The following is a 23,462-nucleotide window of genomic DNA, read 5'->3' as shown; positions in this document are numbered from 1 at the left end:
GACTCAGGCCTCGTCCGCCGCCGCGGGTCGCCAAACCATGGACACCTCGAAGTTCGCGTCCGTCGAAGCCTTGGCCACGAGCCAGTTGGCCGTCCCACTGACCTTGATACCGAATTTCACCTGGACCTCCGCAGGGCGGAGCGCCACAGCCTGGTCGAGTACTGTCCGGGCGGCTTCCACAGCCGGCCGTACCGCTTCGCGGACCTGGCCCACGATCTCTGCGGCGCTGACCTGGTGGAACTCGTCTGTCGGCTCGATCTCGAACCGGACGACCGTCTCGTCGTCCAGCGCGTACGACACCACCTGATCTGCCATTGCGGCCCCCTCGATAGATTGCGAACACAGCTTAGAGCCAAGCCGTCGCTCACATGGGTAGTTGGCTGACCGCGCGGGCTGCCCGATGGGTCGCTCTTGCTCATTCCCCGTGCTGCGCCCGCCGAGTTCATCGTGGTCGAGGGTAGCCACGGTATTGATCAGGTCCACGTGGGATCCGGATACCCTGGGGTTGCCTTAACGGAGTTTGGTGGAGTCGAGGGTCAGCAACCTAGACAACTGCGGAGCATGCCTATAGCCGGAAAGTGGTTCTGCGCTCCCGGATGCAGGGCGGGAATGTCAGGAAAGTTCTGCAGCGGTCGTGTTGGCCTGACATCATCCGCTGATGATCGTCACTCCGATACCCGGAACCCACCGGGACAACATGCTCAGCGCTCTGCGATCCGTCTTTGTAGCTGCGGGAAACCTGGACTCGCAGCACCACAGCTCGGCCTACGGCCGTCTCCTGGCTTACCTGGAGTGGGCCACCGATTCCCTGCGTCTGTTGGTCGACCAGATCAGTGCGAGCGACATCGATCGTCTGATCAGGACTCGGATGTATCAGTCCCTGTTGGATGGTGTGGGGCGTCTGGCAGGCAGTGACCAGGAGCGGTTGGTGAACGGGCTCCTTGCCAACGAGGTTAGGGAGCGCGTAGTTGCTCTGGATGCGGCGGTGGTTGCTTTCCAGGGGCAGATGCAGCGTTGGCCGGCTATGACTTCCGTGCTTGTGCTCGACACCAGTGTGTTCATCAAGCATGAGACGAAGCTCGAGGACACTGACTTCTCTGTGCTTGCAGGCGCTCGGGCTGAGGCGGTTCGGGTGACGGTGCCGATGGTGGTTGTCGACGAGCTGGACCGGCTGAAGGAGTCAAGAGACAAGCAGGTCCGGTGGCGGGCCGGGTACAGCCTCGCGGTGCTGGACCAGCTCCTGGATAGCAATGAGCGCCTGGGACGGGTGAAGGTCGAGGTGCTCTTTGACAACCCGGGGCATGTGCGGCTGGCGGACGAGGACGACGAGATTGTGGACCGGGCCCTCGCCGTGCACACGATCGTGGCCGGGTCGGTTCACTTGGTCACGTATGACACGGGAATGTCGATGCGGGCGAAGTGGGCGAACTTGCCGGTGCTGAAACTGCGGACGGATGCGGGTACGGGCCCGGAGCCGGAGAAGAGGTGACCGTGGGGGCCGGGGTGAATTCTCTCGCGTTCGTGCTCGGCGGTGCTCCTGATGTAGCCGCCTGCCCTGTTATTTCAGGGGTGGCCGATCGGGGCGGGCAATGATCCAATGCCTGTCTGAAAAGCGTCTTGGTTAAGGTCTGCCGCATTGCCCAACCCTTAGCGCCCATGCACCCTGGAAGGCTTGCCACGGTGGCGGGCGTTTGGGGGATGTGATGGCACGCCCGGCAGTACGCGACGGCAGCGATCCCAAGGCTGTCCGTGACACGCGCGTGTTGGTCGACTGCCTGCAGGAGCTGGTGCGAGGCGCTTACCGGCCTGTCAGGAACTGCAGCAAGTACCCCGAAACGGTGTGGCTTGCAGATGTTCCAGAGGGACTCGTCCGGCCCGTGAAGGACGCCGACTCCCGCATCATGGTGGTGAAGCACCGTCCACCCCTGGACGCGCCCCGGCTGCCGGCAGTTCTGCAGGGACGCGTGTCAGTCGAGGCCGCAGCGACCGCTGCCGCAGAGCCTCCCGCGCTGCTCGACGACACGGCAATGTTCAGTGAACGGACAGACCCCTTCACTGACGAGGCCGATGATCCGAAGGCATTGGATGTCGGCAGCTCAGACGTGCGTAAGGCCTACGAGGGCTGGGTCGGCCGATGGAAGCGATGGGCGCGGGAAGAGCTAGCGGCTGCGTCGCACCGCCGTCTGCACCAGCAGCTGTATCGGATTGCCAAGAAGATCCAACAGGACGGTGATTCCTTCGAAACCGTCCTGGCCGTAGGCCTCCTACAAGTAGGAGCCGAGCGAGGTTCGGCTCGGGTACGCAGGCACATTGTGACGGTTCCTGTCACCCTTACGGTCGATCCGAATTCAGTCAACGTCACGGTGTCTCTGGTGCCGGGTCAGTCAGGTCGCCTGGAAGATACCGAGTTTCTCAGCGAGTCCGATGGCTACACCTCGGAACTACTGGGGGTTGTACGTTCTGAGGTGGAGGAAGCCGCCTTCCACCCCTTGTCAGACCGGGCGTCTGAGGCCGTGCGCTCATGGGCCCAGCGTGCCTTCGGTGTCGAGCGAACACTTCCGTTCGACTCCGGCAGCGGGCACCCTGACCTCACCGCCGACCCCGAGGCACGGTCACTGCATCATGCGCCGGCGATCATCCTGCGCGAACATGGCCAGCGCTCGGTACTCGGTTTCTTCGAAAGTATCGCGCGAGTCTTGAAGCGTCCCGGAGCGCAGGCGCCTTTGGGGCTGGCGCAGCTGCTGTACGACCTCGAACCCGAGCAACGCACCACCTGGGGGAGTAGTAAGGGCCCCGTCCCTCCGGCACTGGGCCCGGAACCGCTATTCCCCATGCTCACCAACGCGGCCCAGCTGGACGTGCTGGATAGACTGCAGCACGACACCAGCGTGGTGGTCCAAGGCCCGCCAGGCACCGGAAAGACCCACACGATCAGCAATCTCATCGCGGCGCTTCTCGCGGATGGCAAGAGAGTCTTGGTCACCAGCGAAAAGGGACAAGCTCTTAAGGTACTGATCGACCAACTACCGCCCAAATTGCGCAGCATGTGCGTGCTCCAGCGCGATCAGTGGCAGGGCGGCAGCTCCGATCTACGCCAGTCGCTCGGAGCTCTGGCCCACCTGAGTGCGACCACGAACACTGAGCGGCTTAAGCAGCACATCGAGACCCACCAGGCTCAGCGGCACCAACTTTTGGCTGAACGGGCCAAGCTGCGAGAACGTCTGAGAGCGGTACGGGAAGTGGAGTGGTATGAGCACCCCGAGATCGCACCGGGATACCGCGGTCGCCTCGACGAGATTGTGCAGAGGGCCGCATGGGGCAATGCTGATTACCAGTGGCTGCCACCGCTGCCTGCACAACCAGGGCAACTGCCACCGTTGGATACTGACGAGGCTCAGCGGCTATGGCTGCTGGTGACCCAGCACGGCCCAGAGATCCTCGATGCTCACATTCAGTACTGCCCCGATCCAGGCACCTTGCCCGACCCCGAAGAGGTCTCAGGCCGCATCAGGGACATAGAGGCAGCTGACACAGCCCTCGGATTGGAGCCCGCAACGCCACTCGCCCAGGCCCTGGCCGAACACGGTGATGTGGAGCTTGCGGTGACGGAAGGCTTTCTGGAGCAAGCCCAGCAGGCCCTTCAAGGCATGGGGATGTCCGCAGACCCTGCAACTTGGCAAGAGAAGAGCTGGCCCACTCGCGCGCTTGAGGACGGCATCGCACGACGCTCGCAGCAGATGTGGGACAGCATCCGCAAGGCCTCAAAGCGAGCCCAAGAGACCCAACAAGAGATCGCGAACGCCTCCTTCCTGAATGTGGAAGTGCCCCAGCTACCCGAAGGCGAAGAACGAGAACTACTGGTAAGCAGCCGAGACGTTGAGAAGTACCTCCTGGGAAACGGTCAACTGAACAAACGATGGCCCCGGCCAGCTGTCCTCAAACAAGCCCGGGTCCTACTCGAACGATGCCGAGTCGAAGGCATGGCACCCGCCAACCGAGAGCAAGTTACCGCAGTGGCGCGCCATCTGGAGATGCGCTCCCATACCCGTACTTTGCGCAGCCGCTGGGCAGGGGTCGGATGGGACGTCGAGAAGAACACGCCAGAGTTGCTGTTCTCCGAACTCCTGGACAGAGCTTCCTTGCTGCAGGCCATCGACTGCTGCGTCGCGGCAATCCGCCAAGTCCACACGAGGCTGCTCACCAACGGTATCCCAGTACCTGTCACCACAATCGATCAGTGGCAGAACGTCCGACGAGCTGCTGCACAGGCCCGGAACCTGTTACGGGTCAAAGCAGCGGACCGCCAGCTCAACGAGCTTCTCACTAGGCTTCCTCAGCCACAAGCTCAAGGCGTTCAGGAGCTTCGCCAGGCAGCTGATGCCGTAGCTGCCCGCGACGCCCAGGCCTATGCCAACGCAGTGCAAGCATTGACGCTGGCGTACCAGCGTGAAGCGGACCGTCGAGAGACAGGAAAACTGTTCCAGCGCCTGAGCGAAGCTCACGCTGAGTTGGCGCAGGTGTTCGCCTCCGACCCTCTCGCAGGGCACTGGCGCGACCGATTCGCTGCTTTCCCCCACGCGTGGGCTTGGCGGCAAGCACAGGACTTCCTCGACACCGTTCTCCTCCCCGGTCGTGAAGAACAGCTCGAAGGGGAGCTGGCGCAGATCGAAGGCAGACTCCACGACCTTGTAGAGGGCCTGGTGTGCGACCGAGCGGCCCTGCATTGCGTGAGCCGCATGACCACGAAACACAAACAAGCCCTGGCCGCTTACGCCAGCGCCATAGCCAATGCCGGCCAGGGGACAACGGACTACGGAAAACGCCACCAACGACACGCGCGCTCAGCCATGCAGACAGCTCAGGGCGCGGTCCCCGCATGGATCATGCCACTCAGGCAGGTGGCCGAGACGATCAGCCCGGAACCAGACTCCTTCGATGTTGTGATCGTCGACGAAGCCAGCCAGGTCGGTCTGAACGGCCTCCTGCTGCTGTGGCTCGCCCCGCGGATCATCGTCGTCGGGGACGACCGCCAGTGCGCGCCCTACTACACCGGCAGCAAACATGACCGGATTACCCAAATTTTCGACGAACGCATGGATGCACTTGAACCCTGGCAGCGCGAAGGCTTCGACCCCAAATCCAACCTGTACGAGCTGCTTTCCTCACGCTTCACCGAAGTGGTCCGTCTCACCGAACACTTTCGCTGTATGCCCGAAATCATCAAGTGGTCCTCCATGCAGTTCTACCCCGACAACGAGCTCATCCCGCTGCGTCAGCACGGCTCGGACAGGCTCTCCCCGCTGAAAGTCGTCCACGTACCAGAAGGCCACTGTGAAGGACGCAGAGATAAGCTGATCAACCGCCCCGAAGCAGAAGCAGTCGTTGACCAGCTCTGCCGCCTCACCCAAGACCCGGCCTACGCCGACCGCAGCCTAGGTGTCATCATCCTGCGCCAAGGCGCCCAGAGCCGACTCGTACAAGACCTCGTTGACCTGCGCATCGACATGCCGGCCCGCGAGCGCCACAACATCCTGGTCGGTACTCCTGAGGAATTCCAAGGCGACCAACGCGACGTCATCCTGCTCTCCATGGTCGTTGACGGCACCAACGTCATCGCGGCAACTGGGCGCAGCCATGAACGGCGCTTCAATGTCGCAGCCAGCCGAGCTCGTGACCAGATGTGGCTCTTCCACTCGATGACCGTCGACCAACTGAGCAGCAAAGACTTGCGCCGCTCCCTGCTCACCTACATGCAAAACCCACCCCCGCCCTACACCCACGCCCGCCAGCCGGCCAACGTCACCCCAGACCAGCTATGCGCCCCCTTCGACTCGCTCTTCGAGCAACGCGTTTACCTGCGCATCAAGGAACGTGGCTACGACGTAGTGCCGCAATGGGAAGTCAACGGCAAGCGCATTGACCTCGTCGTCACCGGGGGCCACGGACGCCTCGCCGTCGAGTGTGACGGAAGTCCCCACCACTCCACGAGGCAACAGATCCACGACGATGCGGAGCGCGAACGAGAACTACGCCGCGCAGGTTGGACTTTTTGGCGCGTGCGCAGCAGCGCCTTTGCTCTATCGCCGGAGGCTGCCCTCGCTCCTCTGTGGAAACGCTTGACCGACCTCGGTATCCACCCGGATACCGCATCAGACAGAGTCGCAGATGGCGCAGAACCTCGGGCGGTGTGGGCGCCGGTCGGTCTGGCTGAAGCCGAGACCGCAGAGGAAGAGGCAGACCCCTATGACGGTGAACTGGACGACGACAGCGAGGCAGTCTGACATGGAAAACTTCGACGAAAGTACTCTCGAAGAGCTGGCTGCCATGATCAGCGGAGATGAGGCTGGCATGAAACGTCGCGGTGGCTGGGAGCTGGCGCCCTTCCTCCGCCGGGCTGGCTGGGAAGATGTTCCCGATCACGAGGGCAGCCCACGACACACTTGGCTTCTGGACCTCCTGCGTGAGCGTAAGGAAGACGACGCCGGAGACATCGAGCGTGTCGTACTGCGTCTGGCCGACCGGCGTGAGTACCAGCAACAAGCCAGTGAATACACACCTGTCATCGAACGGCTCCAGGAAGTCCTGGCCCTCGAAGGCCTACGCGTCGACTACCGCAACGGGCGACCCAACCTAATTGCGTACGATCCTGACAACCCACCCCGGCCACAGCGAGTCGAACTCAAGGTCACGATCACCGACATCGTCGCTGATCCCGACTTGGCCCGCGCCGTCCAGTTGCGTTTGGATGAGGCGCACACATGTCAGGAAAACGGCGCTTACACCTCTGCGGTCATCATGCTTGGCAGCCTCCTCGAAGGCGTGCTTGTACACGCAGCCGAAGTCAGGCCTGCCGCCACGCCACTTTCCAAGCCGCTGCGCGCGGCTGGCATGCAGGACCTTGTTCAGCATGCCCATGTGAATGGATGGATCGACCAAGACGCGAAAATGGCGTCGGAACTATTGCGAACCTACCGCAATCTGGTTCACCCGCTTGCCGAGAAGCGAGCGAAGCACAGCGCGGACTTCGACACAGCCGACCTGTGTTGGTCCACCGTGAATGCCGTCCTCAATGACCTGGCGGCCAGTCGCGTCTGACTGAGCATTTTCAGCCTGGCGACCGATCGGGTGACAGCGGCACGGTCGCAACGCACGAGGCGCCTGTGCCGTTGAGGGAGGTGTTCGACGTCTCAGCTCAACAGCGCAGGTGCCTCGTTGGTCCCTTATTCTGCCGCATTCGACCTGCCGCATGCGCTGGTCGAGTGGGTACCATACTCATCGTCACCCGCGAGGGCGACCGCCGGTGCAGCTTCCGCCGCACCAGCGTGCGCTTATCGGCCTGGTGTACCTGCGCAAGCACGACACCCTGGCTCAGGTCGCCGCCGGCTTCGGCATATCTGTCGGCACCGCCCATACCTACACCACCGCCGTGATCAACTTCCTGACCGAGCGGTCACCGGGCCTGCTGAAGGTCCTGCGCGAAAGCGACCCGCAGTTCGTTCTGCTGGACGGGACGCTCGCCGAGTGCGACCGGGTGGGCGGCGGTCGGGCCGATTACTCGCACAAGCACCGTCGCCACGGAGTGAACGTGCAGGTGGTGACCAACCCCGCCGGCCAGGTGCTGTGGATCTCGTCGGCTCTGCCGGGCCGGTGCCACGACCTCACCGCGGCCCGCTCTCACCGGATCATCAGGATCTGCGAACGCCAGGGCGTTCCCATCCTGGCCGACCGTGCCTACCAGGGTGCCGGCCCGTGGGTCACCACCGGACGCAGACGGCCGCCCGGCGGGCAATTGTCGCCAACACAGCAGACGGTGAATCGGGCACTGGCCGCGTCCCGCGCACCCGTCGAACGAGGCATGGCACTGCTGGAGTCCTGGCAGATCTTCCGAAGGTCCCGGATCAGCCCGAACCGCATGACGTCAGTTGCCAAGGCCCTCCTCACCCTGGAGAGGCAACGCTGAAAATGCTCACTAACTCCCCAAAGCCTGGCTGCGCCTCGGCTCTGCCGCGCAGCCTGCCACCAAGGCGCAGCCAGGCAGTGTCCAGGTTCGGTTCGTAGTGGTCACCTTCGTGTCCGGAGGGAGCCCGGCCACTTCTGGGAGCGGGTCCGCCGATCGATCCGTGGGGACGTGACCAGGTAGCGTGACGGTTGCCTTAACGGAGGTTGGTGGACACGAACGGGGACAACCCGGACCGGCAGGTGCGGCTGAGCTTCCTCGGGTGACGAGGATCGTTCCCGGGGGCCGCGCCGCCGGCCGGGTCGGCGCCGTCCGGGGTCACGTCGTCGCCCCACCGCTCCCACCCGGTCCGGAGGCTTCAGGACCGGCCTGTGGAGACGGGCCGTGGTCGCGGACGTAGACGGTGACTCGTGCGCCGGCGGCATGAGTTGTGCCGTCCTCGCGGAAGTGCCGTCGCAGGGTGCTGGTCTTCGCTTCCTCCTGGGGGTTGGTCGGCGAGTGTCCACCCGCCGGGTCGCGGACCGCGATGATCCGGTCGAACTCCAGCATGCGTGCCGCTATGTCCTCGGCGGGAAGCTCGATGCCTGCCAGCGTGTTCGAGGAAGCGGGGTCCTGTGCCAGGGCCAGATCCGTCAGGAGCCGGGTGTCCTCGGGGTAGGCCGCGGTCCAGACCCGGTGGCGTCCGGAGAGATAGAGCAGCCCGTCGCCGGGACGGCTCTCCCCGCGTACGGTGGCGCCGATGGCGATGACGTCGGTGCTGCGGCTCCCGGGCGTCCTCAGCGAAAGGCTCGACGGGACGAGCGCGGCCAGTACGGCAACTGCCGCGATCCACGACATGCGGGATGACCGCCGCAGCCGGTGGAGGTGATCCATCCAGGCGCCCAGCAGCAACGCCAGGCCGATGCTGCTGTAGAGCACGTACCGGTCGACGAAAAGGGGTCTGGCCAGCGAGGCGATCAGCAGCAGAAGGCCCGGGAGCACAAGGATCGGCAGAGCCAGCGCGGGGAGCCGCACGGGTCCCCTCGTCCTCAGGGGCGTCCGGGCGCACGCCACGCCCACGACCGCCACGGCCAGGAAACCGAGCAGCCGCATCGGCCCCGGCAGGTCGATCCAGGAGACCTGTCCCGACTGTCCCGCACTCCGGACGGCCAGCGGCAACAGCCCGGCCACGACCGCCGTGGCCGTCACACTCCACGCCCGCAGCACCGGTCGTGGAACACGGGAGGCGACCAGTGTGACGCCGTGTGCGACCAGGGCGAGGACCGCGAACTCGTGGAGCAGACAGGCCAGCAGCATGGTGGAGCCGTAGACCGCCCACCGCCACCGGCTGCGATGCGGGACGGCGACCACGAGCGCGTAGGTGGCCCAGGTGACCAGGGCGCAGACCATGGCGTACGAGCGGCCCTCCTGCGCGTACCGCTGGACCTGCGGAAGGAGCGAGAACACCAGCCCGGCCAGCAGCCCGGCACGGGGGCCCGCCAGGCGCAGCCCCAGAAGCCCGACTCCGCCCGCCGCCACGGCCATGGCCAGCACGGACGGCAGCCGCAACGTCAGCAGCCCTCCGCCGAAGAGACCGAAGAGTCCGTGCATCACGGCGTAGTGCAGGGCATGGACCAGATCGACGTGCTGCGCGGTGAGCCATATCTGCGAGAGATCGCGGTGCGCGAGCTGATAGGTGACGGCCTCGTCCCCCCACATGCTGTTCTTCCTGCGGATCCCCCAGAGCCCCAGAGCGACGGTCAGCAACAGGGGCGCGATGACGACAACGGCCCGGGGCGTGCCCGGTGCCGGTCGGCGGACGGCCACGAGCGAGGGAACCGTCCTGGCCACGGCGGGGCCACGTTCATCAACGGACATCGGAGGGAGCGCCTTTCAGCAGTGGCGATGACACTCCGCCAGCGTGCCCGGACCTCGTTGACCGGGTGCTGACCCAACCTGACCGAACGATCAGGAAGGCGGCCCGGCGGTGTGCGAGGCTGCACCCCATGCGCATCCTGGTGGTCGAAGACGAGGTGGACCTTGCCCACACCCTGCACACCGGCCTGACCGCCGAGGGGTACAGCGTCGACCTCGCCCATGACGGCCGACAGGGACTGTGGATGGCCCGGACCGGTGAATACGCCCTGGTCGTCCTGGACTTGATGCTGCCCGGACTCAACGGCTACAAGGTCTGCGCCCAGTTGCGCAGGGAGGGCAACGCGACCCCCATCCTGGTGCTCACCGCCAAGGACGGGGAGTGGGACCAGGCGGAGGCCCTGGACACGGGGGCCGACGACTACCTGGCCAAACCCTTCTCCTACCTGGTGCTCGTCGCACGGCTGCGGGCCCTGGTCAGACGGGCCGCCACGGTCGCCCCGCCCGTCCTCGCCGTGGGCGACCTCTCGTTGGACGTCGCCGGGCGGGTCTGCCGCCGGGCCGGGGCCCGGGTGGAACTCACACCCCGGGAGTTCGCCGTGCTGGAGCTGCTGGCCCGCCGGGCGGGGCAGGCGGTCTCCAAAACGGATCTGCTCTACCACGCGTGGCCCGACGAGGCCCGGGACCCCAACCTGGTGGAGGCGCGCGTCAGCGCCCTCCGCAAGAAGGTGGACGCCGCGTTCCGCAGGCAGTCCCTGCAGACCGTACGGGGCACCGGCTACCGGCTGGTGGACGACCGTGAACGCGACTGAGCCGCGACGCCGCTGGTGGCCGCGTTCGGTACGGGCCCGTACGGCCCTGGCCGCCGCCTCGGCCGCCGCCGTCATCCTGGTCGGGATCGGCTGGTGGCTGCACCGCGACGTCTACCGCCAGAGCGAGCAGATCGCCGCGGACCGGGCCCGGCCACAGCTCTTCGCTCTCGTCGACCAGTTGAGGGAAGGCATGGTTCCCGTTCGCACCAGCTCCGTGCCGTACGAAGTCGTGGCGACCGGCCGGAGCGGCGCCGTCGCCTTCGGCGGCGGCATGGAGGAATTCGATCCCGGCACCCGCCATGTGCTGCCCGCCCCGCCGAAGGCCGAGCTGCCCGCCCCGCCGGGTGACGGAGAGAACGACGGGGAGGGCTGGGGTTATGCGACCCGTCCCCTGCGCCTGCCGGGGCGTCACGACGCCGAGTCCTGGGACCTGTTCGGCAAGGACGGCGGAACCTACCTGGTCCTGTTCGACGACATCAGGGCCGATGAACTGAGCAGCGACCAGATCGCCGCTCTGGGCATCGCCTCCGACGCCACACTGCGCGTCCATGTGGTGGTGCTCCCGCACACGGCCGTGGCCGTCACCGAGACCATCGACCGCCTGCTGCTGCGGGCCGGCCTCGTCGGCCTCGTACTGATCGCCGCCGTCGCCTACTTCGCCGTCCGTATCGCGCTGCGGCCGGTCGAAGCCATCCGCGTCCTCACCGCCTCGGTCACCGCGAACGACCCCCGCGAACGCGTCACCGTCCCCGCCACGGGACACGAGCTGACCGCCCTGGCCACCACCATCAACGCCACCCTCCAGCGCCTCGACAACGCCGCCGCCCAGCAGCGTCGCTTCGTCGCGGACGCCGCCCACGAACTGCGCAGCCCCCTCACCACACTGCTCGCCAGCCTTGAAGTCGCGCTCGCCTACCCGGAACGCACCGACTGGCCGGCCGCGGCGACCACCGCCGCACGGCAGACCCGCCGCCTCCAGGCCCTCGCCGAGGACCTGCTCCTCCTCGCCCGCCTCGACACCCGCACCCCCGTGACCGACCCCGACACGGTCGACCTGACAGCCCTCGCCTCCCGGATGGCCGAGCACTACCCCCTCCCCGAGCGACCGTTGACCCTCGCCTGCGACAGCACCGGCCCCGCCTACGTACACGGAAACCCCGACGCGTACGAACGGCTGCTGCGCAACCTTCTCGACAACTCCGCCCGCCACGCCGGACACCGCATACAGATCACCGTCCGGAACCAGGACGCCTGGGTCGTCCTCACGGTGCACGACGACGGACCCGGCGTACCCAACGAGGACGCCGAGCGCATCTTCGAACGCTTCGTGCGGCTCGACGACGCCCGCTCCCGCGACCACGGCGGCACCGGCCTGGGACTCGCCATCGCCCGCGATCTGGCCCACCGCCACCACGGCACGCTCACCCTCACGCCCCGGACCCTCGGAGCGTGCTTCCGGCTACGTCTTCCCCGGGCCGCGGGGGCTGATGGCCGCACATCGTGACGGATCGGATTTTCGCGGGTGTCCGGGCCTGATCCGTCGGTGCGTCGCCTCCGTGGCGCCCGGCGCGAACGTGGCCGGCAGGTCCCTTGTCCAGGCCTTCCGGGGGCCGTCCCGGAGCCACGTTCGTCACCCTCTTTGCCGTGCCGTACCGTCCTGCGGCTAGTTTGGGTGCAGGACAGACAGGCGGGCCCGTGGTGACAGAGGTGCACGGGGGAGGAGAGGGCGGGGAGAGTGTCGCTGCGCGGAGGTGATCCCACCGAGATCGGCGGTTACCCGCTGGAGGCGCGGCTCGGTTCGGGGGGGATGGGCACGGTCTTCCTGGCCCGTACGAGCTCGGGGCGGCCCGTGGCGATCAAGCTCATCCACCAGCAGTTCGCGGGGGACGACGAGTTCCGTATCCGGTTCCGGCAGGAGGTGGCCGCGGCGCGGCGGGTGAGCGGCGCGTTCACCGCCGCCGTGGTGGACGCCGCGCCCGAGGCCGAGCAGCCGTGGATGGCGACGACCTACATCGAGGGGAAGACGCTCGCCCAGCGCATCGCGACGGAGGGCCCGCTCGACGGGGCGGAGCTGAAGATGCTGGCCATCGGGCTGGCGGAGGCGCTGCGCGACATCCACCGGGTGGGGGTCGTCCACCGTGATCTGAAGCCTTCGAACGTCGTGCTCTCGCCCGAGGGGCCGCGCGTCATCGACTTCGGTATCTCGCGCGCCGTGGACCAGCAGACGCTGACGATGACCGGGCGGGTCATCGGTACGCCGCCCTTCATGTCGCCGGAGCAGTTGCAGGCGCCGCGCGGGGTGGGGCCGCGGTCCGACGTCTTCTCGCTGGGGACGCTGCTCGTGTACGCGTCGACCGGCCACGGGCCCTTCGACGCCGACAGCCCCTATCTCACGGCGTACCAGGTGGTGCACGAGGAGCCTTCCCTGGGCGCCGTGCCGCAGGCGTTGCGCACGGTCGTCGAGTCGTGCCTGGACAAGGAGGCCGACGGGCGTCCCTCGGCGGACGAACTGCTCGTCCTGCTGCGGGACCTGCCGACCGACCTCGGCGGGACCGACGGGACCGGGGAGGGCGTGGGCCGTACCCGTGACATGGACACCCAGCATCACCTCGCGGCGTCGGCCACCCCGGCGTCGATCGCCCCGGCCGGTCCCGATACCCGGAGCGCCGACGCTCCCCTCGGCCGCCGTCTGCGGCGCCGGTGGCGGCCCGTGCTCGCGGCGGCGGTCGCCGTGGCCGCGATCGGCGGGGGAGCCGCCGTGCTGAACACGGGCGGCTTCGGGGCGAGGAGCGGCGGCCACGAGGACCGCGCCGCCGCGACGCCGGGTGCCACGCTCCAGGACGGGTTCGACCCGTGGCACAGGACGGTGCAGGGCGGTCGCGCGGACATCCCCGACGAGCTGCGTTGCGTCGCGCGCGGCGACGCGCTGTACTGCGGAGGCGGCAGCGTGGTCGCCACCCGTATCAGGGTCTCGGACGGCACGCCGGTGTGGACGGTGAAGAGTCCGGGCGTCCCGGTCCAGGGCGTGCACCTGGTGGGCGCCACCGACGACACGGTGCTCGGCTACCGCTTCGCCGCCGAGGACGCCCCGCAGGACCCTCGCAGCGAGGTGGTGGCGGTCGACGCGAAGAGCGGCCGGGAGCTGTGGTCCGTACCGTCCGGCGCCCAGTCGCAGGCCGTCACGGGCCGCACCCAGGACGCCGTGGTGGCCGGCTCCACCGTGGTGACGGTCGACGCCTCCAACTCCCGCTTCGAGGCCCGGGACGCGCACAGCGGTACGGTGACCTGGAGGAAGCCGTTCCCCGCGGGCAGCCAGTGCGCGCCCGTCCCGGTGGGCTCACGGCTCCTCGCGATGTGCGCGACGAACACCGAGGTGGACGCGTCGGAGGTGCGCCACCCCACCCTGTACACGCTCGACCGCGCCTCGGGAGCGCTGGGCGGGCGCATCGAGGTCGACGGCCCCGCCGTGCCGATGGGCGTAGCCGACGGCGCGCTCGTCCTCTTCCAGGCGCGTATGGAGGGGACGGCGCTGGCCGGCTACGACGGGGTGGCGCGGGTCCACCCGGCCTCGCGGAAGGTCGCGTACACCCGACTGCCCAAGACGTACACGGGGACGCCCGGCATGGTGGGCGGCGCCCTGTACGTGAGCAGGCAGACCGGTCTCGTCACGGCCATCGACCCCACGACGGGCCGGGAGAAGTGGTCCCGGCAGACGGGCGTGGAGGGCGCGTCGGGTCCCGTCGCGGGAACCGGCGCACTGTTCTTCAGCTCGGCCACCGGCCGGGTGGTCGCGCTGTCGCCGTCGCAGGGGAAGTTCCTGTGGACCACGGACCCCCAGGCCGACGGTCTGACGGGCGAACAGGGCGCGAGCCCGCGCGTGACCGTCGCCGGGCGTGCGGTGATCGTGGCCGCGGCCAAGAACACCCTCTTCGCCTTCGACGCGCAAAATCCGCCGACGTCGGGCTGACCCCGGCGGGCCGGTCACGCGCCGGGGCGGCCGGCGATGCCGTCCAGGACGGTGGCCAGGTTGTGGTCGAAGGTCTCCTCGGCGTCGAGATGGGCGCCGTCGACGACGAGCCGGGCGACGGTGGGGTACCGGCCGGTGTTCAGCATGCGGGTGAGGTAGGGGCCCAGCCCGGCCTGGAAGGCGGCTTCGTCGGTGCCGGTGGAACGGGTGGTGCGTCGCTCGGTGACCTCTCTGCGGACCGCTCCGACGAGGAAGGCGTTGAGGGCGCCCACAGCCCGCTGAAGATCGTCGACGCCGCGCACACCGGGCGCCCGACTCAGCGCCGCCGCGGTCGCTTCGCCCACGGCGAGCGCGTGCGGACCCAGGTGCGGCCTTCCGCCGAGCAGGTCGGAGAACCACTCGTGCTCCAGGGCGGCCTCGCGGGTCGCGTGCGCGATGGCCTGTACCGTGGCGCGCCACGTGGAGTGCCGGCCGGCCCCGGCGATCCGGGCATGGACGACGTCGACCATCAGATCGAGCAGTTCGGACCGGTTGAGCACATAGTCGTAGAGCCGCATCGGACCGACCCCGAGTTCCTTGGCGAGCTTGCGGACCGACAGTTCGTCGAGGCCGTGCGCGTCCGCGAGCCGGACCGCCGTGGCGGCGATCTTCTCGCGGCTCAACGCCACCGGCGCCGCCCGCGGCCGGGGCTCGGGCCGTTCCCAGACGGACAAGGCTTCGCTACCGTACGGTGTATCCATGAATACAGTGTACGGTAGAGGAGTCGGTATGCGTACGGCGATCGTCGGTGGCGGCCTGGGCGGGCTGACGCTGGCACGGATCCTGCACCGGCACGGCATCGACGCGACGGTGTACGAACGCGAGGCGGACCGGTCGGCGCGACCGCAGGGCGGATCGCTCGACCTGCACCCGGAGTCCGGTCAGCGGGCCCTGGCCGACGCGGGTCTCGCCGGCCGGTTCCGGTCGGCGGCACGGCCCGAGGGCGAGGAACACCGCATCCTCGACCCGATGGGACGGACCCTGGTCCACCACGAGCCGCGACCCGGCTCGTTCTCCGGGCGCCCCGAGATCGACCGGAGCGCACTGCGTGATCTCCTGCTCGACTCCCTCCCCGCCGACACGGTCGTCTGGGGGCGCCGGCTCGTCGCGGCGGCCCCGCGACCCGGCGGCGGCTGGGAGCTGACGTTCCACGGCGGCCACCGGACCGGCTGCGACATCCTCGTCGGCGCGGACGGGGCACGCTCGGTCGTCCGGCCGCTGCTGACCGACGTCCCCCTGCACTCCGTGGCCACCCTCGTGGAGCTGACCGTCGAAGACGTCGACCGGCGCCGTCCCGACCTCGCCGAGCTGGTCGGCCCCGGGAACCTGTGGTGCGTCGGTGTCAACCGCATCCTGGCGGCGCAACGCCTCGGCGACGGCAGCCTGCGGGTCGGGATCTCGCTGCGCGCGGACGACCGTCCCGTCGACTCGTACCGCAGCAAGCGCGCTCTGCTGGACGGGTTCGACGGCTGGGACCCACGCCTCACCGCGCTCGTCGAGGCCGGCGACGGCGCGCCCGTGCCGCGCCCGATCGAAGCGATGCCCACCGGTACGCGCTGGACCGGCCGGCCGGGTGTCACCCTCGTCGGCGACGCCGCGCACCTCATGCCGCCGGTCGGCGAGGGCGCCAACCAGGCCATGCTCGACGCCGCCGAACTCGCCGGCCGGCTCGCCGTTGCCCCCGCCGACCCGCACTCGGCGATCCGGACGTACGAGGAGGAGATGTTCGCCAGGACGAGCCCGATCGCCGACATGTCCGCACGGGTCCAGGCGATGATGCTGTCCCCCACCGCGGCGGCGGACATCGTCCGCTTCTTCACGCCCCGGCCCGCCGAACCGGCACCCGCGGACTGAGGAACCCGCCGTGCCCGGTGTGGCCGACACCAGGTGACTGCCGGCGCCACAACGCGTTCCGCGCCGTCCGCGCGGAGTTTCCCCACCGCACCCCTTCTGTTGGCCGCGCCTGGCTACTCTCCACTCGCTTCGGTCCGGCGCAGGAGAGGTACGTCCATGAGCACCCCGGTCTACCGCACCTCAACCCGGCGGCCCGTGGCCGCCCCGACGCCGGCCCGGCAGGGCCAGGAGTGGAGCCGGGCGGGGAGTCCGTCCGAGAGCTCGGCGGAGCGCGCCTTCCTCGACATGCAGTCGGGCGTCGGCAACCGGGTCGCGACCGCGGCGGTGCAGCGCGCCAGGGGTACGGCGAAGGAGAAGGCGCCGGAGAAGGGCAACGCGTCCGCCGGGGCGAAGAGTTATCGCGACCGGATCTCCTCGGTCCTCGACAAGCTCAAGAAGCATCTCGAATTCATCGACACCTTCGTCAAGGGTGTCCACGTCCCCGCCAACGCGGGGTTCTCCCAGCAGGCCGCCGCCACCGCCAACGAGGGACTCAAGCACTCCGCCGCTTCCTCGGGGACCGCCGCCGCGTCGGGGAACATCGTCTCGGAGACCGCCGGTGCCGTGCTCAGTGGCATGGAGGCGGCCAAGGCCAAGAAGGACGCCAAGAAGCACAAGGACGGGGCCGCCTTCCACGGGGCGGACAAGAAGGCCAACTCCAAATCGGCCGACGCGGTCGTCGGCGCGGCCAGTGCGGGAAACTACGCCCTCGGTATCGCCAAGGAGCTGACGAAGGCCCAGAAGGTGGCGAACGCCGCGACGGCGTCCGAGGCGAGCGGCATCGGCTCCGGCGTCGTCGGCGCCGTCAAGGGCGCCCGCGCGGCCGGCCGTTTCGGACTGACGGCCCGCAAGTACCGTGCCCTGAAGGGGCTCGGGAAGTCCGATCGCGTCGGCGAGGAGGCGCTGGACCGGCTGAACCACGCGCGGCAGGACGCCGAATGGGCCGCGGCCGAGGCGTATGTCGCGCTGGACGCGCACTGGGACAACGAGGGCGATGACCGGCTGGAGCGTGTTTCCGACGCCATCGACGCGGCCTGGGAGGCGATGGGCGCCGCCCGCGACGCGGCCACGGACGTCCGGCGCGCCGAGGACATGAACACGATGGACACGGTGCACACGTACGCGCTCGGCAAGCAGCGCAACAAGATGGGCAAGCAGGCGCTCACCGCCGTGGGCGAGTCCACCAAGGCCGCGGGCGGCATCGTGACGGCGGTCGCCGCCACAGCGGGAGGGGCGGGACTGGCGAGCAACCCGGTCGGCTGGGGCCTCGCCGCGGGTGCGGCCGGCCTCATCCTCGGCGTCACCGCGTACAAGGCGGGCCGCGCCGGCAAGAAGCGTTACGACGGGGCCCGCCACCCCGAACGCTGGGCGGCGGACGACACCCCGAAGGAGCCCGCCTCCCGCGAGGACGCGCTGAAGGAGGCCCTGAAGTTCTGGAAGAAGGTGGAGAACGGGGAACGCCAGGCCATGGCGCGCAAACTCTACGGACTGGCCGCGGGCGCGGACATCGGCGGGAGCGGCAGCACGACGGACGAGATGCGCAGCTCGGCCAGAGCGCTTCTCGTGGCGCTCAAAGCGGGCCCCGCGAACCACCGGCTGAGCCCGGAGGAGTGGGCGGGCTCCCTCAACGACCCGGCGAAGAGCGCCGCTTGGGTCAAGGAGATAGCCGAACAGCTCTCCTCTGCCTGACCTGCCTGCCCCGGAGACACCGCCGCGTCCCCTCCCGCCTACTGCCGCGCCGCCGCTTTGTACGCGACGTATCCCCACTGCTCGATGTCCGGGCCCGTCGCGCCCTCCGGGAACCAGCGGTTGATCGGCGCGAGGCCGGGCGGCGGGATGGTGAGGCCGTCGGCGAACGCGGCCATCTGCTCGGCCGTGCTGGTGATGTAGGGGTCGGTGCCCGAGGCGGCGTACGTCTCGTTCGCGGCGTCGGCTCTCGGCGTGGAGATCGTGGTGCACAGCACGAGGCAACTGCCCGGCGCCAGAAGGTCCATGTACGTCCGTACCAGGCGCGCGGCGTCGGACGCGTCGGGAACATGGCCGATGACGGACAGCAGCATCAGCGCGACCGGCCGGTCGAGGTCGAGTGTGCGTGCCGCCCGCGTCAGGATGGTCCGCGGGTCGTTCAGGTCTCCGTCGATGAAGTCGGTCGCGCCTTCCCGGGAGCTGGTGAGCAGCGCCCGGGCGTGCACGAGCACGATGGGGTCGTGGTCGACGTAGACGATCCGCGCGTCGGGGGCGGCGCGCTGGGCCACCTCGTGGGTGTTGTCGGCGGTCGGCAGACCGCTCCCGATGTCGAGGAACTGGCGGATTCCCCGCTCGGCGGCGAGGTGACGGACCGTCCGCCCGAGGAACGCCCGGCTCGCGCGGGCGATGTCGACGGCCTCGGGCCAGTCGCGCTTCATTCGCTCGCCCAGCTCCTGGTCGGCCGCGAAGTTGTCCTTGCCGCCCAGCAGATAGTTCCAGAACCGTGCGGAATGCGGCTTCTCCGGCTGAAGATCCAGGTCCCGGGTGACGTCGTCGCTGCTCATGGGAGTTCCTTCGGCAGAGGGCTGGTGGGGGACGCGGCCAGGGAGGCGGTGGTGTCGAGGGCCGCCAGGTACGCGCGTACCGCGGCCCGGTCGGCGGTGACCGTGCCGACATCCGAGTGCAGGCCCCGTACGACCAGCCGGTCGGCCATCATGGCGTGGTCGAAGCGGATCACGTCGAACGGCCCGGACAGCAGCAGCGGATGCGGGCCCGACGCGGTGCGCACCACCTGGACCGTGACCGGGCCGGGGTGCAGGGCGCAGCGCTCCAGGTGCTCGATCTGCCCGCGCATCACCTCAGGACTCCCGATCCGCCGTGCCAGTACGGCTTCCTCGATCAGTGCCCACAACCGGGCCGGCTCACTCCGGCCGGTGCTGTGCCGCCGGCGTTCGGCGAGGAGCTGGACGCGCCGCTCGATCTCCGCGTCGCTCGCGCGGGGGTGGTGCAGCGTGAGCAGGGCTCGCGCGTAGTCCGGTGTCTGGAGCAGTTCGGGGACGACACCGGGGGCGTAGCAGCGGATCAGCGAAGCGGCCGATTCGAGGTCGATCACCCCGGCGAGGTGGTCCGGAAGGATGTCGCGGTACGGATGCCACCAGCCCGGACGCAGCGCCTCCTGCAGCGAGGCGAGAACCGTCCCGGTGTCCGCGTCCGGCGTGCCGTAGAGGCGCAGCAGCTGCTGGACGGTGACTTTGCGCGGGGCTGTCACCGCCTGTTCGAGGCGGCGCACCGTGTCCGGGTGCACACCCAGTGCCTCGGCCGCGGCCTCCCTGGTGAGACCGGTGGCCTCACGACGGGCGTGCAGGTCCGCGGCGAAGATCCGCAGGGCTGCCGTGGGACCGGATCGGGGCTGGGACACAGGTGCTCTCTTCCCTTCCATGGGGCGGCGGAACGTCTCCGATGGCTCGCCATGTCAGGATAAACACCACTTTGCAGGGTTGCAGAGTGCGGCTCGCAGAGTGATAGTGGGACGGGGCCGTACGGCCGACAACGACACCGACCCGGCCCTTCGCATCGTCGAGAGCCCTGGAGGCTCTATGTACTGCTGCATGCCGGCGGATCCCGCCCACCTGGCCCACGCACGGCGCATCGTCGAGTCCGAGATGCGGCTGTGGGGCTGCCCGCCCGCGCAGATCGACGCGGCGCGACTGGCCGTCACGGAGATGGCGGCCCCGCTGTGCGGCGGCGCGGTGACGCAGTACGACCTGGGCGTCCAGCGGGCCACCCACAGTTCAGGTGCCGTCACCATCCGTGTGGGCGTTCACGGGTCGCAGGTCAGCCGGGACATCCCGGTGAACGCCGACGCGACGACCACCTCCTTGACGCCGCCCGGCCTCTCCTGCTCCCCGGTGGCCTGACCGCTCCCACCGCGCCCGGACCCGCCCTGGGGTCTCCTGACCGCCCCAGGGCCCTCTCACCGCCCAGGGCCTCCTGACCGGCCATGTGTGGGAAACGAAGGGAACGATCATGTCCGACGACTCGGCTCTCCCGCCCCGGCCGCTGATCCCCGGTCCCAGGCCCGCCACCGCGGTCCGCCCGGCTCAGATCGTCATCGCCTCCTGTATCCACCGGCTGACGCGGTAGGGCAGCCACCACTCCACCGCGCCGACGCCGAGCACGAGTCGCTCCTCGCGGAAGTCGGCGAGCGCGTCCGACGGCACCGCCGACGCGGCAGCCCCGTACGCCAGGCGTCCGATCGCCTCCTGGTAGTGCGGTTCGTCGACGGTGAACCGGCGGAGATCCCCCCAGCGGCGGTCGCGGATCTGGACGAAGCCCGGTCCCTGTCGCCAGAGGCATTTGCCGAGGTAGTGGCCGTTGCGCCAGGTGCGCAGCGCGCTGTCCGCCGTCGCCGGGTCCACCCCCTCGATCCGCTGCGGCGGCTGGAGGTGGCTCAGCAGGCGGCTGATGTCCTCGGCGGCCGTCGGGCCGCCGGCCGGATCCGGCCGCAGCTCCCACTCGACGAGCACCGCGCGGGCCGTCAGGTCCCTGACCAGGCTGAGGGTGCGTACGGCACGGGCCGCCGCGTCCGGGGTGCCCGTGTCCGCGAGATCCACGGCGCCGGAGAGCCGGACGCGGCGCGCGCCCAGTTCCCACAGCCGGTCGCACTCCTCGGCGACGGGACCGGTCAGCGCGAGGTCGCCGAGGAACATCCCCGGCAGCGCGCAGGCGACGGGGTCGTAGTCACGCCAGACGGCGGCGGACGGGGTGAGGGTGGAGCTGGGACTCATCGGACTGGCCTCCAAGTACGCCTGAACGGTGGGGCGGGGGAGAGGGGAGAGGAGAAGACGGGAGAGGAGAAGAGGGGAGGGGCGGGGACGGAGGAAGGACGGGGGAGGGGCGGGTCAGACTCCTGTCATGTGCGGTTCGGCTGGTGCGGGCACCGCCGGCGTCGGCTCCGTCCGGGCCGCGTGCCGGTGTCGCATGAAGTCCAGCCGCAGCAGGTCCTCGTTCACCGCCGAGGGCGCGACATGGACGTACTGCCCGTTGTCGGTGAAGACCAGCCCGAGCCCCACCCACCGGTCGAGCAGCTCCTGCACCTCGCTCTCCTGGAGCGCCCCGCCGGGTACCCGGCCCGCGGCCTTGCGGGTGAGGGCCGCCGCCGTGTGCGGCTGGTCCAGCAGCCGGAACGCGGTGATCTCGTACGGGTCGGTCAGCTCCATCGCCCGCCACTCGAAGGTTCGGCGCCTGCTGACCAGGACGATACGGTCGCCCAGATCGGCCTGGGTGAGACGCGCGTCGGCGTGGTGCTTGCGCCAGGCGGCGAGCGCGGCGTTCAGCGCGGTGACGGTGGGTTTGCCGATGCCGCGTTCCGGTGCCTCGAAGACGTAGGCGAGGCCGTACAGCTCCTCCTCCGGCAGGTCGTAGGTGAAGCGGTAGTGCGCCTCCGGGCGCAGGCCGGAGAAGCCCAGCTCGGGCCGGTTGAAGTAGGGGCTGAACCGTTCGATGGCGATACGGGCCGAGAGGTCGACCGGCGGGTTGAGGTGTTCCAGCGCCGGTATCTGCGCGATGACCGGGTCGTAGTCCTCGGCGCTCTCCCCCGGGAAGCCGTGCAGATAGTTCCAGGACACCGACAGTCCGGTCTCGGCGCCGTCGCGGAGCATGCGTACGTTCTGGCAGCCGCTGACGCCCTTGTCCATCAGGTCCAGTACGCGGCTGTTCAGGCTCTCGATGCCCGGCTGCACGTAGATCAGGCCCGCGTCGGAGAGCGTACGGAGGTGGGCGCGGCGCATGTTGGCCTTGATCTCGATGTGCAGCCGCAGGTCGTAGCCGCTGTCGATGATCCGGGGCAGCACGGTGGAGAGGTAGCCCATGTCGAGGATGTTGTCGACCACGTACATGTCCAGCACACGGTGGCGGCGGGCGAGATCCATGATCTCGTTGTAGAAGGTCTCCGGGCTCTTGCTGCGGAACTGCATGAAGGAACCGTTGAGCCCGCAGAACGTGCAGTGGTGCTTCTCGCCCCACCAGCAGCCTCTGGCGCCCTCGACGACGAGCTTGGGCTCCACCCAGTTGCGTGCCACGGAGGCGCCGAGGCGTTCGAAGTAGCCGCTGTAGTCGGGCGGCAGGATGGTGGCGGGCGGCAGGGGGCTGGTGGCCATCGCGTTGGCGGTGCTCACCCCGTCCGGACCGCGGTGGCACAGCCCGGCGACGCCGGAGAGGTCCGCGGATCCTTCGGCGAGCGCGGCGAGGAGCTGCGGAAACGCGGCCTCGCCCTCGCCCCGGATCACATGGTCCACGAACGGGAAGTTGCGGTGGACCGTCGCACCCTGCTCGCCGTCGCAGTTGGCGCCGCCGATGACGGTCACGATGTGCGGCGCGAGCTTCTTGACCTGGCGGGCGGCCGCGAGCGCGGCGGTGTTCTGCTGGAAGGTGGAGGTGAACCCCACGACGTCAGGTGCCTCGTCGACGATCCGCTGCGCGATCTCCGCCACGAACTCCGGTACCAGCCGGTGCAGTTCGCGGGTCATCCGCATCCGGGACGCGCCGAGCTTCCCCTTCATGGCGGCGGCGAACTCGTCGTCCCGCCAGCCGGGGTCGTCGTAGAGCGCGGACGAGAAGACCCAGTCGCCGCACCCCATGAAGTAGGAGGCCAGCGCGTAGTACTCGTAGTCCTCGGCGGTGAACTCCATGCGCCGGGTGATCCAGTCGGTGAATTCGAGGTTGGCGTGCAGGACGTGGGCACTGCCGTCCGGCACGTGCTCGTCCACACTCCGCTTGAGGATTCCCAGGGCCAGCGACGGGAGGTCGATGGGCGACCAGGGCATGTTGACCAGCAGTACGCGCATGGCAGCTCCTCGGGGGACGGCCGGAAGACGGCGGGCGGGGAAGACGTCGGAGAGAGGAAGACGGCGGAAAGGGCGGCCGCCGACGGGGTTTTTCGGGCAACCGGCCGGGCCGGGGCGCGCCCCGGCCC

16 protein-coding genes and 1 pseudogene are annotated in these 23,462 nt (G+C 69.0%); 10 read left to right on the top strand and 7 right to left on the bottom strand.

Annotated features, from left to right (window positions below):
* Nucleotides 1–3: 3 nt before the first annotated feature.
* Nucleotides 4–315, bottom strand: coding sequence for a CU044_2847 family protein (locus tag ACFXPK_RS01280; RefSeq protein ID WP_385070294.1), 312 nt, complete (start codon nucleotides 313–315; stop codon nucleotides 4–6).
* 343 nt (nucleotides 316–658) lie between these two features.
* On the opposite strand from ACFXPK_RS01280, the gene ACFXPK_RS01275 reads away from it, so the two are divergent.
* The 4 genes and pseudogenes from ACFXPK_RS01275 (at nucleotide 659) to ACFXPK_RS01260 (ending at nucleotide 7,960) form a co-directional block, all read left to right on the top strand.
* On the top strand, nucleotides 659–1,489 hold the full coding sequence (locus tag ACFXPK_RS01275; protein ID WP_385070290.1) for a PIN domain-containing protein: 831 nt from the start codon (nucleotides 659–661) through the stop codon (nucleotides 1,487–1,489).
* A 388-nt stretch (nucleotides 1,490–1,877) separates the two neighbouring features.
* Nucleotides 1,878–6,281: an AAA domain-containing protein gene (locus tag ACFXPK_RS01270; RefSeq protein ID WP_385070287.1), complete on the top strand. Its 4,404-nt coding sequence runs from the start codon at nucleotides 1,878–1,880 to the stop codon at nucleotides 6,279–6,281.
* Between the two features lies 1 nt (nucleotide 6,282).
* The gene (locus tag ACFXPK_RS01265) at nucleotides 6,283–7,095 is read left to right on the top strand and encodes a hypothetical protein (RefSeq protein WP_385070284.1); all 813 of its coding nucleotides are present in this window, start codon (nucleotides 6,283–6,285) and stop codon (nucleotides 7,093–7,095) included.
* Nucleotides 7,096–7,212: 117 nt separating this feature from the next.
* A pseudogene (locus tag ACFXPK_RS01260) lies at nucleotides 7,213–7,960 on the top strand (transposase family protein).
* Nucleotides 7,961–8,275: 315 nt separating this feature from the next.
* On the opposite strand, the gene ACFXPK_RS01255 reads toward ACFXPK_RS01260, so the two are convergent.
* A complete protein-coding gene (locus tag ACFXPK_RS01255; RefSeq protein WP_385070281.1) occupies nucleotides 8,276–9,814 on the bottom strand; it encodes a glycosyltransferase family 39 protein in 1,539 nt (512 codons plus the stop codon).
* Between the two features lie 128 nt (nucleotides 9,815–9,942).
* Between ACFXPK_RS01255 and ACFXPK_RS01250 the strand changes: the two genes are divergently transcribed.
* The 3 genes from ACFXPK_RS01250 to ACFXPK_RS01240 all read left to right on the top strand — a co-directional run bounded on the left by ACFXPK_RS01250 (nucleotide 9,943) and on the right by ACFXPK_RS01240 (nucleotide 14,590).
* Nucleotides 9,943–10,623: a response regulator transcription factor gene (locus tag ACFXPK_RS01250; protein ID WP_384995448.1), complete on the top strand. Its 681-nt coding sequence runs from the start codon at nucleotides 9,943–9,945 to the stop codon at nucleotides 10,621–10,623.
* Nucleotides 10,610–12,127 (top strand): sensor histidine kinase, encoded by a 1,518-nt coding sequence (locus ACFXPK_RS01245; protein WP_385070276.1) that lies wholly within the window; start codon nucleotides 10,610–10,612, stop codon nucleotides 12,125–12,127. Before ACFXPK_RS01250 ends, ACFXPK_RS01245 begins: the two co-directional genes overlap by 14 nt.
* Nucleotides 12,128–12,358: 231 nt before the next feature.
* The gene (locus ACFXPK_RS01240) at nucleotides 12,359–14,590 is read left to right on the top strand and encodes a serine/threonine-protein kinase (RefSeq protein WP_384995443.1); all 2,232 of its coding nucleotides are present in this window, start codon (nucleotides 12,359–12,361) and stop codon (nucleotides 14,588–14,590) included.
* Between the two features lie 14 nt (nucleotides 14,591–14,604).
* Here the strand turns inward: ACFXPK_RS01240 and ACFXPK_RS01235 are convergent, their stop codons facing one another.
* Nucleotides 14,605–15,330: a TetR/AcrR family transcriptional regulator gene (locus ACFXPK_RS01235; protein WP_385070272.1), complete on the bottom strand. Its 726-nt coding sequence runs from the start codon at nucleotides 15,328–15,330 to the stop codon at nucleotides 14,605–14,607.
* A 28-nt stretch (nucleotides 15,331–15,358) separates the two neighbouring features.
* On the opposite strand from ACFXPK_RS01235, the gene ACFXPK_RS01230 reads away from it, so the two are divergent.
* Entirely contained in the window at nucleotides 15,359–16,483 is a 1,125-nt protein-coding gene (locus ACFXPK_RS01230) for an FAD-dependent oxidoreductase (RefSeq protein ID WP_385070269.1), read from the top strand.
* A gap of 156 nt (nucleotides 16,484–16,639) precedes the next feature.
* A complete protein-coding gene (locus tag ACFXPK_RS01225) occupies nucleotides 16,640–18,211 on the top strand; it encodes a hypothetical protein (RefSeq protein ID WP_384995435.1) in 1,572 nt (523 codons plus the stop codon).
* Nucleotides 18,212–18,249: 38 nt separating this feature from the next.
* Here ACFXPK_RS01225 and ACFXPK_RS01220 read toward each other — a convergent pair whose 3' ends face one another.
* Together ACFXPK_RS01220 and ACFXPK_RS01215 are read right to left on the bottom strand one after the other, a co-directional pair.
* Nucleotides 18,250–19,053 carry an SAM-dependent methyltransferase gene (locus ACFXPK_RS01220; protein WP_385070266.1) on the bottom strand — a complete coding sequence of 268 codons (804 nt, stop codon included), beginning with the start codon at nucleotides 19,051–19,053 and terminating at the stop codon, nucleotides 18,250–18,252.
* Nucleotides 19,050–19,907 (bottom strand): helix-turn-helix domain-containing protein, encoded by an 858-nt coding sequence (locus ACFXPK_RS01215; RefSeq protein WP_384995429.1) that lies wholly within the window; start codon nucleotides 19,905–19,907, stop codon nucleotides 19,050–19,052. Before ACFXPK_RS01215 ends, ACFXPK_RS01220 begins: the two co-directional genes overlap by 4 nt.
* A gap of 190 nt (nucleotides 19,908–20,097) precedes the next feature.
* On the opposite strand from ACFXPK_RS01215, the gene ACFXPK_RS01210 reads away from it, so the two are divergent.
* Complete coding sequence (locus tag ACFXPK_RS01210) at nucleotides 20,098–20,406, top strand: ATP-binding protein (protein ID WP_385070263.1); 309 nt, start codon at nucleotides 20,098–20,100, stop codon at nucleotides 20,404–20,406.
* Nucleotides 20,407–20,589: 183 nt separating this feature from the next.
* Here the strand turns inward: ACFXPK_RS01210 and ACFXPK_RS01205 are convergent, their stop codons facing one another.
* Both ACFXPK_RS01205 and ACFXPK_RS01200 read right to left on the bottom strand, forming a co-directional pair.
* Nucleotides 20,590–21,276: a DUF5825 family protein gene (locus ACFXPK_RS01205; RefSeq protein WP_384995424.1), complete on the bottom strand. Its 687-nt coding sequence runs from the start codon at nucleotides 21,274–21,276 to the stop codon at nucleotides 20,590–20,592.
* A gap of 114 nt (nucleotides 21,277–21,390) precedes the next feature.
* Nucleotides 21,391–23,334, bottom strand: a complete 1,944-nt coding sequence (locus tag ACFXPK_RS01200; protein WP_385070259.1) for a RiPP maturation radical SAM C-methyltransferase — start codon at nucleotides 23,332–23,334, stop codon at nucleotides 21,391–21,393.
* Nucleotides 23,335–23,462: the final 128 nt, after the last annotated feature.

Origin of the sequence: Streptomyces sp. NPDC059142, from assembly GCF_042755665.1 — a bacterium.
Taxonomy (GTDB): Bacteria; Actinomycetota; Actinomycetes; order Streptomycetales; family Streptomycetaceae; genus Streptomyces.
Note: the sequence above shows the minus strand (reverse complement) of the source record. Positions and strands in the feature narration are given on the sequence as shown.